Source organism: Mesorhizobium sp. B4-1-1 (assembly GCF_006439375.1).
In the GTDB taxonomy this organism is placed as follows: domain Bacteria; phylum Pseudomonadota; class Alphaproteobacteria; order Rhizobiales; family Rhizobiaceae; genus Mesorhizobium.
On record NZ_VFTH01000010.1, the window covers coordinates 200414 to 210253 of the forward strand.

9 protein-coding genes are annotated in these 9840 nt (G+C 63.7%); 3 read left to right on the top strand and 6 right to left on the bottom strand.

Going from position 1 to position 9840, the window contains the following annotated elements:
* The first annotated feature begins 32 nt into the window (after positions 1–32).
* A complete protein-coding gene (locus tag FJW10_RS16550; protein WP_246672478.1) occupies positions 33–317 on the top strand; it encodes a hypothetical protein in 285 nt (94 codons plus the stop codon).
* Between the two features lie 8 nt (positions 318–325).
* Here FJW10_RS16550 and bmt read toward each other — a convergent pair whose 3' ends face one another.
* The 3 genes from bmt to FJW10_RS16565 form a co-directional block, all read right to left on the bottom strand.
* Positions 326–1348 carry a betaine--homocysteine S-methyltransferase gene (gene bmt, locus FJW10_RS16555; RefSeq protein WP_140900897.1) on the bottom strand — a complete coding sequence of 341 codons (1023 nt, stop codon included), beginning with the start codon at positions 1346–1348 and terminating at the stop codon, positions 326–328.
* An 83-nt stretch (positions 1349–1431) separates the two neighbouring features.
* Complete coding sequence (locus tag FJW10_RS16560; RefSeq protein ID WP_140900898.1) at positions 1432–2034, bottom strand: urea carboxylase-associated family protein; 603 nt, start codon at positions 2032–2034, stop codon at positions 1432–1434.
* Positions 2035–2102: 68 nt separating this feature from the next.
* Positions 2103–2960, bottom strand: a complete 858-nt coding sequence (locus FJW10_RS16565; protein WP_140900899.1) for a helix-turn-helix transcriptional regulator — start codon at positions 2958–2960, stop codon at positions 2103–2105.
* Between the two features lie 230 nt (positions 2961–3190).
* On the opposite strand from FJW10_RS16565, the gene FJW10_RS16570 reads away from it, so the two are divergent.
* Both FJW10_RS16570 and FJW10_RS16575 read left to right on the top strand, forming a co-directional pair.
* Entirely contained in the window at positions 3191–4201 is a 1011-nt protein-coding gene (locus tag FJW10_RS16570) for a fatty acid desaturase (protein WP_140786281.1), read from the top strand.
* Between the two features lie 75 nt (positions 4202–4276).
* Positions 4277–5104 carry a PhnD/SsuA/transferrin family substrate-binding protein gene (locus tag FJW10_RS16575; protein WP_140900900.1) on the top strand — a complete coding sequence of 276 codons (828 nt, stop codon included), beginning with the start codon at positions 4277–4279 and terminating at the stop codon, positions 5102–5104.
* Here the strand turns inward: FJW10_RS16575 and FJW10_RS16580 are convergent.
* The 3 genes from FJW10_RS16580 to FJW10_RS16590 form a co-directional block, all read right to left on the bottom strand.
* Positions 5072–6412, bottom strand: a complete 1341-nt coding sequence (locus FJW10_RS16580; protein ID WP_140900901.1) for a Xaa-Pro peptidase family protein — start codon at positions 6410–6412, stop codon at positions 5072–5074. The genes FJW10_RS16575 and FJW10_RS16580 overlap by 33 nt on opposite strands.
* A 15-nt stretch (positions 6413–6427) precedes the next feature.
* Positions 6428–7939: a glycosyltransferase family 39 protein gene (locus FJW10_RS16585; RefSeq protein ID WP_181177552.1), complete on the bottom strand. Its 1512-nt coding sequence runs from the start codon at positions 7937–7939 to the stop codon at positions 6428–6430.
* 85 nt (positions 7940–8024) lie between these two features.
* The coding region (locus FJW10_RS16590; RefSeq protein WP_140900903.1) for an FAD-dependent oxidoreductase at positions 8025–9840 on the bottom strand (1816 nt) is incomplete at its 5' end.

The following is a 9840-nucleotide window of genomic DNA, read 5'->3' on the forward strand; positions in this document are numbered from 1 at the left end:
GTCAATGCTGATAGAGATTTGAGGGATCAGCAGTGCATATCACGACAATCGGGAACGCGAACTCGACGGCGCTCAATGCCCCGGTGCGCGGACCGTCTGCTCCTTCAGCGGAATCCGCGCGCATCAGGAACGATGTCGACGCGGCGCGCAACACAGCGCTTTCGGCCCTCAACAACGACCGTTTTCGCGTGATGCTGGAACAGATCAGCGACCCCGGCGCATCGGGCGCCCTGATGACGATGGGCGCCGACAATCAGGGCAGTGCCGGCACCGATCTCAATACCGCGCTGTCGCGCTACGCCGAAAACAGCAAGTAGAAACCGTATCAGGCGCGGCTGCGCCGGCGCTCGCGGCGGGCTTCGCTGGTCTCGGCGGTGTTTGCCGTCGCCACCTTGTTGCGCATCGGGCCGATGCGCTCGACGATCGTCTCGACGGTCGGGCGGGTCGACTTGGTGTGCGCGTCGAGCGCCTTGCGCATGGCGGCAAGGTGCGCGAACGAGGTGCCGCAGCAGCCGCCGACAATCCTGGCGCCGGCATCGACCGCCAGCCGCACATAATCGGACATCAGCTCCGGCGTGCCGGAATAATGGATCTCCGCGCCGCGGAATTCCGGAATGCCGCAATTGCCCTTGACGATCACGGTCGCGTCCGGCTTCGCCTCGGTCATGTCGAGCAGCGAAGCCAGGATATCGGAAGCGCCGACGCCGCAATTGGCGCCGACGCCGAGAGGGGCCTGCGACAGGCCATCGGTGACGGCGTGGATATCCTTCGGCAGCAGGCCCATCATGGTGCGGCCGGCCGTGTCGAAGGAACCGGTATAGGTATAGGGCAGGCCGACACGGATGGCGGCTTGCGCCGCGGCGCGGATCTCGTCCGGCGCCGACATGGTCTCGATCCAGGCGACTTCGGCGCCGCCGGCCTTCAAGCCCTCGATCTGTTCGGCGAAGGCCTCGACCGCATCGTCGTAAGTCATGGCGCCGAGCGGCACCAGCAATTCGCCGGTCGGGCCGACGGAGCCGGCGACGATGACCTTGCGGCCGGCCTTGTCGGCGACGGAGCGGGCAATCTCGGCGGCGCGCTTGTTCAGCTCGTGAACGCGATCCTGCGCATGATGCAGCTTCAGCCTGTGGCGAGTGCCGCCGAAGGAGTTGGTGAGAATGATATCGGCGCCGGCGTCGACGAAATTCCGATGCAGGCTGGCAATAGTCTCGGGCGAAGTCTCATTGAGCAGCTCAGGCGCTTCGCCGGCCTCCAGACCCATCGCGAACAGATTGGTGCCGGTGGCGCCATCGGCCAGGAGCACGCCCTTTTCGGCAAGCAGGGCGTCAATCGGGTTGGTCGCGGTCATGACTTTGACTTTCGTGTTCGAATTCAAATAACGATATAAAGAAGTCTTTATGTCCAGTCAACGAGCTTGCGACCGCGAAGGCCTTACGAAGCCGGAGTGATCTCGACCTCGATCTCGGTGCAGGCATCGCCGTTGGTCGGGTGATGATCGACTGAGCAGGCGGTGACGACAAGCAGGAGGTCTTGTTCGGCGCGCAGCGTCACGTAGCCGCCCGGCGGATTGATCGATGCCTCGACCACCAAGGTCCCGTCGGGCTGCGGCATGGAGTTCTGGAAGAGATCGACCGGGTCGGGCGCGAAGGGCAGTTCGATGCCTTCCGCGCCGAGCGCCCTCATCAGATTGTCGCGACAGTTCGGGTGATTGGGCAGGCCGGCCCGTTCGTAGAGCGCGCTGTCGCAGGCCGGGTAGAGCATGTCGTGCGGTCCGGGCGAGGCGTCCTCGATCAGCGTCAGCACGATTTTGCCGGCGGCGCTGTAGAAATGGTCGCCGGGTTTCGGAAACAGCCGCTCGGTGATGTCGCGGGTCTGCGAGGTGCTCAGCCAGTCGAGCCTGCCTTCGGTCGAGAAGGCCCAGAGGTCCGAGACCTGCTGGCCCTTGGGATCGACGATGCGGATCAGATCGCCGCGCCTGACGCGCATGGAACGGCCCGACTGAGGAGGAACAACGATGTGACGCGGTGCTTGCATGGGTTTCCCGAAACGATGAGCGGCGGCCAGCCTAAAGCCGATCGCCAAGATGGCGCCGGTGGAGCCGATTAGACAGAGCCTGACGGGAAGGACATTGCGGCCAGCTTCTGCGCAAAACTCGCCGCCTCATGCGCGTTGATGTCGGCAGCCCGGATCAGATTGTCGAAATGGCTGGTGAGCGTTCGGACCGGCTGGGTGGCGTTCAACACCAGGTACATGTCGCCGACATAGATAGCGGCGCGATAGGGGCCGAAGATCGTATACGGGATCGAATAGCGCATGCGGCCGTCATAGAGAAACAGCCGGAAAGTCGGGTAAAGGTCGTCGAGCAGCGTTGCCATGTGCAGCAATTGCTTGCGCCGTTCGGCCTCCGGGAAACGGTCCCAGACACCGAGACCGCGCGCGAAAATCTCCAGCGTATGGCGCGGCATGCAAACCTCCATATCGGTCTCCGGCCGCCTTGTGTAGTCGATGCGGTATTGCGTCTCGCCGGCTTGTGCCTCACGGCTCTTGTTGGTGATGCCGGCCTCGTATTCCACCAGTGCCTCGGTGCGCAGAAGGTCTGGAATGCCGGCGGGCACGTAGCGGATCTTCGTGCCGGCGGCCTCGGCATGCCATTTGGCCAAAAGCGTGCGGTCGAAGCCGTCGGGCGCCTCCTCGATCTCCAGGCTTTCCCTTATTTCGCCGGTGACGCCTTCGTCCTGGCTCAGGCCAAGCAGCCAGTCGAGCGACACCTTGAACTCGGCGGCGATGTTGAGGAGGGTCTCGGCGCGGGGCAGGCGGGTCGAGGCGCCGGACAGCAGTTGCGACAGCGCCGAACGGTCGATCCCGACCGCTATCGCGAAGGCCGACTGGTTCAAGTCGGACCGTGTCAAGAGCAATTTCAGGCGCTCCCGAAAGGTCGTCGACAGATCGCGCTTGTCCACCACGCTGCTCCTGCTTCGGAGAGGAAAAATTTGCGCCGGAGCGTGGCTCAGGCGGAAATGAATCCCCATGTTTGTTTACAATGTATAACATATGCAGCCAGAAATGCGCATTCGCAACAGTTTGTGCGCATTGTCGCGTTGATGTAACGGCAGGCTCCTGACACAATGTTGTCAGGAATCGAGTTGGTTCCGGCGACTGGAGGGCAGTGGTCGATAGCATGGCAAGAAGCATGAATACCGGCATGAAGAGACGTAGCAGCGCACCGGCGGTCGAATGGCCGACGGTCTTCCTCACACTCTTCTGCTACGGCGCATGGCTCGCCGTCGGCTTCCTTCTGTGGCCATCCCATCCGCTTTTGGCGCTTGCCGTCCTGCCGTTTATCCTGGCTTTGCAATCCTCGATCATGCACGAAGTGCTGCATGGTCATCCGACCCGCAACGCCAGGATCAATGAAGCCTGCGTCTTCCTGCCGATCGGCATGGTGTGGCCGTTCCGCCGCTTCAAGACCATCCACCTTCGCCATCATGCGGACGAGCGCCTGACCGATCCGCTCGACGATCCTGAGAGCTATTACCAGGCGCTTTGGATGCATGACGAGCTGCCGCCGACAATGAAGCTTCTGCTCAAGATCAACAACACCATGATCGGCCGCTTCGTTCTCGGTCCGTGGTTGTCCTCGGTCGGTTTCTTCATCGACGACGCCAAGCAGATCCTCGCCGGCGACAAGGCGATCCGCAAGGCTTGGCTGCTGCATGCCATCGGTCTCGCGGTTGTGGTGCCGATCGTCACGTTTGGCTTCGGCATTCCGCTGTGGCTCTATATCCTGGTGCCGGTGTGGCTCGGCCAGTCGCTGATCTCGATCCGCACCTATGCCGAGCACCAGTGGTCGGAGCATCCGGAAGGGCGCACGGTGATCGTGGAGCGTTCGCCGCTCTCCTTCCTGTTCCTGAACAACAACCTGCATTTCGTTCATCACAAGAGCCCGACCATTGCCTGGTACAGGTTGCCGAAGCTGTTTCGCGAGCGGCGCGAAGAGTGGCTGCGGATGAACAACGGTTATGCCTATCCGAACTATTTCGCGATGCTGAAAGCTCACGCTTTCAAGGCCAAGGAGCCGATCGTCCACCCGGTGCTGCGGCGCGCGCCGGAGCCCGGTCGCGCCTTCAAGCCGCGGGTCAGGGCGCGCAACGTCAATGGGCTCGGCACGGCCCCGGTTCCGGCGAAGCCGCCGAAAGAGTAGTTTCGACTTCCGCGACCGCTTTTTCGCGGCGGAACGCAGGCGCTGAAGATCGCCTGTCTTTGAAAGCCATTCGACATGAGCAAGTACGTTGCGGCCCTGCCGATGTATGACTGGCCAGAGGCGCGTGGCGAAGTCGACGCGCAATGGGCGCGGCTTCGCGACGCCTTCCGGCAAAGAGGCATCAATGCGCCGGAGGCGATCGTGCGCAGCAATCGCGAACTGCCGCCGGTGCCTGGCGGCATTCGCGATGACGCCGGCAAGCCGATCGCGCCCGACCCGGCGACGCTACCCCCGGACGAGTTCGATTTTCACCAACTCTGGCTGAGCCCGGCGCTGCTCTTCGGGCAAACATGCTGGGGGCCGATGGAACTCGGCCTCGCCCTGCATGTGCAGGTGATTGCCCAGCCAAGCTACGATGCATTCGAGGGCGGGCAGGGCGAGCTTTATTCCAGCGCGTTGGTGATGGCCGCGGACGGCGGACCGTCAGTCGCCTCGCCGGCGGATGGCAAGGCTGTCATCCCGCTCGATCTCATTCGCGGCAAGCGCTTCACCTTCAACGATCCGGACTCGATGTCCGGGCTGATCGGGCTGACGCGCGACCTGGAGGCCATGGACAAAAGCCTGGACATCTTCGCCTCACGCAGCGAAAGCGGCGGCCACCGGTCGTCGATCGTGGCGGTCGCGGAAGGCAGGGCCGATATCGCGGCCATCGACTGCGAAAGCTGGGCGCTGGCGCAGCGTTTCGAGCCGGCGGCGAAAGGCGTGAAGGTGGTCGGCTGGACGGCGCGGCGCAAGGGCCTGCCCTACATCACCGCCAGAACCACGCCGGAAAGAATCATTGCCGCGATGCGCGAGGTCGTCGAAAGCGGATCAGAGCAGCCGCTCGTCCAGCGGGTAGGCTGACAGCTTCTCATTGCCGCTTTCGGTGATCAGGATCTGCTCCTCGATCTTGACGCCTTCGCGTCCGCCAAGCCTGCCGATATAGCTTTCGACGCACAGCACCATGCCGGATTCGAGCATCCCGTCCGGCGTGTCGGCGGTCCAGTCGCCGGCATGCGGCAGTGTCGGATATTCGTCCGCCAGGCCGACCCCGTGATAGAGCACGCCGTAGCGTGTCGGATAGCAGTCGGGCGGCGGCACCGCCGCGCGCTCGACGAGGTCGCGGAAGGAGATGCCCGGTCGCATCAAATCCGTGTTGTGGGCGATCTGGCCGGCGGCGATGCGGAACAGATTGCGCTGCTCATTCGACGGCTGCCTGTCGCCGCAGAGCCATGTGCGCGAAAGATCGGCGCAGAAGCCGTAAGGACCGATCAGGTCCGTGTCGAAGGCAACGAGGTCGCCATCCTCGACGATGCGCGAGGAGCATTCCTGAAACCAGGGATTGGTGCGCGGTCCCGAGGACAAAAGACGCGTTTCGATCCATTCGCCGCCGCGCGCGATGTTGCCTCGATGAAGCTCCGCCCATAACTCGTTTTCGGAGATGCCCGGCTTCAGCGCCACTTGCATCTCGCCCATCGCCGCCTCGCAGGCAACGATCGAGCGGCGCATGGCGAGGATCTCGTCCGGCGATTTGATGAGGCGCGCATTCTCCATCACCGCCTCGCCGTTGCCTGTCGCGATGCCGCGGCGGGCGAGTTCTTCCACGCCTTCGGGATTGATGTGGTCGACAGCGATGCGGCGGTTGCCGCCGCCATGCTCGGCAACGAGTTCGGCGATGTCCGCGCCCCAGCGCCGGACCTTCTGCTCGGTAAGCTCGCCGCTGTAGAGATACATCCACGACACGGCCGGGCGCACCTCGTCGACGACACCCGAATGGTCGGACAGATGCTCGCAGGAGAAATAATCGAACAGCACCACCGGCCCTTCGGTGGCGACGAAACAATGGCGTGTCGGGTTGTGCGCGACCCAGAGCTGCATGTTGGTCGAGTCCGTCGCGTAGCGGATGTTGACCGGGTCGTAGAGCAGGGCGCCGGCATAGTCGCGGCGCTTCAGCTCGGCACGAATGCGGTCCAGCCGGTATCTGCGCATGGCGGGCAGATCGGGCGCGGCGATGCCGGCGGCGGCCCATTCCGCCTCAGCTGTCTCGCCATAGCCCAGCACATGCTGGTTGAGCGAGGCCGCCTTCCCGCGCGAGGCCTCGCGCAGCGCTTCGACCGAGCCTGGTTCGAAGGGCATGATCTTGCGGTGGCGGCCGAAGCGTTGCGTGTCCATTCGTTCCCCTGAAACCTACTGCGCGGCCTTCTTGTGCAGTTTGGTGATTGTGACCTTGCGCGGCGGGAAGCCGAGTGCCTGCGGCACTTCAATAGTGCGGTGGACGGTGTCCATCGCGTAGCCGGCCCTCGCCAACTCTTCGAAGACGTCCGAGGACGATTCCCTGTCGTCGGTAAGCACAAGCACCGCCGGTTCGCGGATCGATCTGGCGAAGTCCGGCGCCTCGTCGTCGAGCGCGATGAGATCGGCATCGACCAAGCGCAGATTGCCGACCCAGAACCAGCTCGAGACCACGGTCTTGACCGGCCCGTCGGCATTGATCTGGTCGTAGAGCGACCGGTAATCCATGCGCACGATGCCGCCGCGGCTGTCGCCGCCATGCAGGTGCATGTACCAGCTCAGCGGCAGCACGAGGATGGTAACCACTGCGCCGACGAAGACGATGGTGGCTTGCGTTTTCCGGCCCTTCTGGCCCATGGCGTCGAAACGCATGGCAAGGGCCGCGGGCAAGAGGATAAAGACGGGAAGCATCCAGCGGTCGCGAAACTGCGTGATGCCGGCTGCCAACACGACCGTCACCATGACCAACAAGCCAAGGACGATCGCCCGCCACAACAGCTTTTCCGGCCATCTTACCGGCTGAGGCGGCTCCGTCCGTTTTCTTATCGCCAGGACATAAGCGACGGCAAAAATCGCTACCGGTAATACAGCGAAATTGGCGATCGCATTGACCAGTCTGCGGATGCCGAGAAATGCCGTATGCGCGACGCCGCCGCCTTCGGCCACGCCCAGGCCCCCTTGATGCGAGAGCAGATCCTCCAGATGCGTGAGGCTCCAATAAAGCGTCGGCAGGCAGGCCAGGACCGCCACCGCCACGCTGATCAGGAAACGGCGGTCGAGGATCGCCTGGCGCGTTTCGCGAACCGAAAGAGCCGCCAGGAACAAGGCGGCGAGGAAGATGACGATGTTGTATTTCGACAGCATCGCGGCAGCCGTCGCCAGGCCGAACAGCGCGTAGGCGATGGCCGATCGCCGCTTCTCGACCTCGACCAGCGCCAGAAGCAGCACCGAGGTGAAACAGAATATGGCGACCGAGTGGGTGAGGGCGTGCTGCATCTCCCAGAAGATCTGTGGAAACAGAAGCAGCCCGAACATGCCGGCCGCGGCGGCGCGGTTGGAGTAGCCGAGGCGGCGTATGGCGGTGAAATAGGCGGCCAGCCCTGCGGCCAGCAGGCCGTATTTGACGATCTTGAGGGCAAGGACGCTGGTTCCGACCAGCGAGGCCGCGAGCATCGCCAGCCAGGTGTATAAAGGCGGCTGCGAACTGCCGTAGCCGGCGGCCAGGAACCGCATTTCCATCAATTGCTCGGAATCGTCGACGCCGACACCCGTGCCCGCAGCATGGGACAACAGGGCCATCACGACGATCTGGGTCAGGCAGTAGAGGAGGACCGAGGCGACCGCGGCGCTGAATGGACCGACCCGTTCATCGCACAGCCAATCGGTCCATTTCTCTAGCTGCCGCAAGGGGGTGGTCTTCTCATGCTGATGCGCCGGTAGCGGGCTCGGACCATGCCATAGCAACCGACGCAATCCAACAATTCGTAGGGCTTCAGGTCCGCATCTTCTCGCCGCTCGGGTCGAAAGGCGGCTCGACATTGATGCGGGCCGGGCGGCGGTGGCCGAGGATTTCGATCTCGAACAGGCCGGCGCTCTCGTCTTCGGCAAGGGCCGCGGGGACATAGCCCTGCGCCATCGACTTCTGGACGTAATGCGCATAGCCGCCCGACGTGACCCAGCCGACGACGCGCCAGTCTCCGTCGACGATGCCGCGCACGGCGGAAGCGCCTTCCGCGGCTTTCGAGCCACGCACTTCCTTGCCGGATGTGTCGAAGCGCGGCGCGCCATAGCCATGCGGCTTCTCGACCGTGCCGTAGTCCTTGCCGACCTTGGCCCAGATCGGCTCGTCGCCCATCACGTCGGCATCCGCCGCGTCTACGATGAAGGAGACCCGGCGCAGCTTCGGCCCGTCGGCATGCTCCTTCGCTGACGCTTCGCGGCCGATGAAGTCGTTCTTCTCGAGCTTGATGAAGCGGTCCATCGAGCCCTCGAACGGTCCGTAGATCGGGCGCAACTCGCGGAACCAGGTCGGGAAGTTCTTTTCCAGGCGCATCGACAGCAGAGCGCGCATGCCGAAATCGACCAGGCCGAATTCCGCGCCCGCTTCCTTGATCGCCTTGTAGACCAAGCGTTGATAGGCGGGCGCCATCCAGATCTCATAGCCGAGGTCGCCGGTATAGGTGATGCGGTTGACCATGCAGGGCGCGCCGCCGACCGCCATCTCGCGGAAGTCCATGAAGCGGAAGGCCTTTGTCGACACGTCGACATCGACCAGCTTCTGCAACAGGTCGCGCGACTTCGGCCCGGCGATCGACAGGCCGACCAGCGTCTGGTCGAAGCGGTGGATGCGCACCTCCGACGCCCTTGGGCCGTCCTTCGGCAGGTGTTTCTCGAACCAGCGCATATGGTATTTCTGCGCGGCGGAAGAGCCCCAGATCATGAAGCGGTCCTCGCCGGTCTTGGCGATGGTGAAGTCGCCGATCAGCTTTCCGAATTCGTTGACCATCGGGGTCAGCACGATACGGCCGACCTTCGGCATGCGATTGGTCATCAACCGGTTGAGGAAATCCTCCGCGCCCGGTCCCGAGACCTCGTATTTGGCGAAGTTGGCGATCTCGGTGACGCCGACCTTGTCGCGCGTGGCGCGCACTTCCTCGCCGATCGGGCCGAAATCGTTGGAGCGGTGGAAGGAGACGATGTCCTTGGGCTCCGTGCCCTTCGGCGCGAACCAGAGAGGCGTCTCCAGGCCCCAGGAGTCGCCCATCACGGCATTGTTGGCAAGCATGATGTCGTAGAGCGGGGTCGTCTGCGCCGGGCGGGCGGCGGGAAGCTCCTCGTTGGGGAAGCGGATCGAGAAGCGGCGCGAATAATTCTCGCGCACCTTTGCGTTGGTGTAGCGCAGGCTCGCCCATTCGCCGAAGCGGGCGACGTCCATGCCCCAGACGTCGAAGCCCGGATCGCCATGCACCATCCAGTTGGACAGCGCGAGGCCGACGCCGCCACCCTGGCTGAAGCCGGCCATGACGGCGCAGGCGCACCAGAAATTGGTCAGGCCCTGCACTGGGCCGACCAACGGGTTGCCGTCCAGCGCGAAGGTGAAGGGGCCGTTGATGATCTGCTTGATACCGGCCTTCTCGATGCCGGGGAAATGCTTGAAGCCGATTTCCAGCGACGGCGCGATGCGATCGATGTCGGGTTGCAAGAGCTCATGGCCGAAATCCCACGGGGTGTTGACCGGCGACCACGGCTTGCAGGCCTTCTCGTAGGTGCCGAGCAAGATGCCGTTGCGCTCCTGGCGGGTGTAGATC

Bases quoted from the DNA above. Each gene is read 5' to 3' on its own strand.
- bmt (WP_140900897.1), bottom strand. From the start codon at position 1,348: ATGACCGCGACCAACCCGATTGACGCCCTGCTTGCCGAAAAGGGCGTG.
- FJW10_RS16560 (WP_140900898.1), bottom strand. From the start codon at position 2,034: ATGCAAGCACCGCGTCACATCGTTGTTCCTCCTCAGTCGGGCCGTTCC.
- FJW10_RS16570 (WP_140786281.1), top strand. From the start codon at position 3,191: ATGAATACCGGCATGAAGAGACGTAGCAGCGCACCGGCGGTCGAATGG.
- FJW10_RS16575 (WP_140900900.1), top strand. From the start codon at position 4,277: ATGAGCAAGTACGTTGCGGCCCTGCCGATGTATGACTGGCCAGAGGCG.
- FJW10_RS16580 (WP_140900901.1), bottom strand. From the start codon at position 6,412: ATGGACACGCAACGCTTCGGCCGCCACCGCAAGATCATGCCCTTCGAA.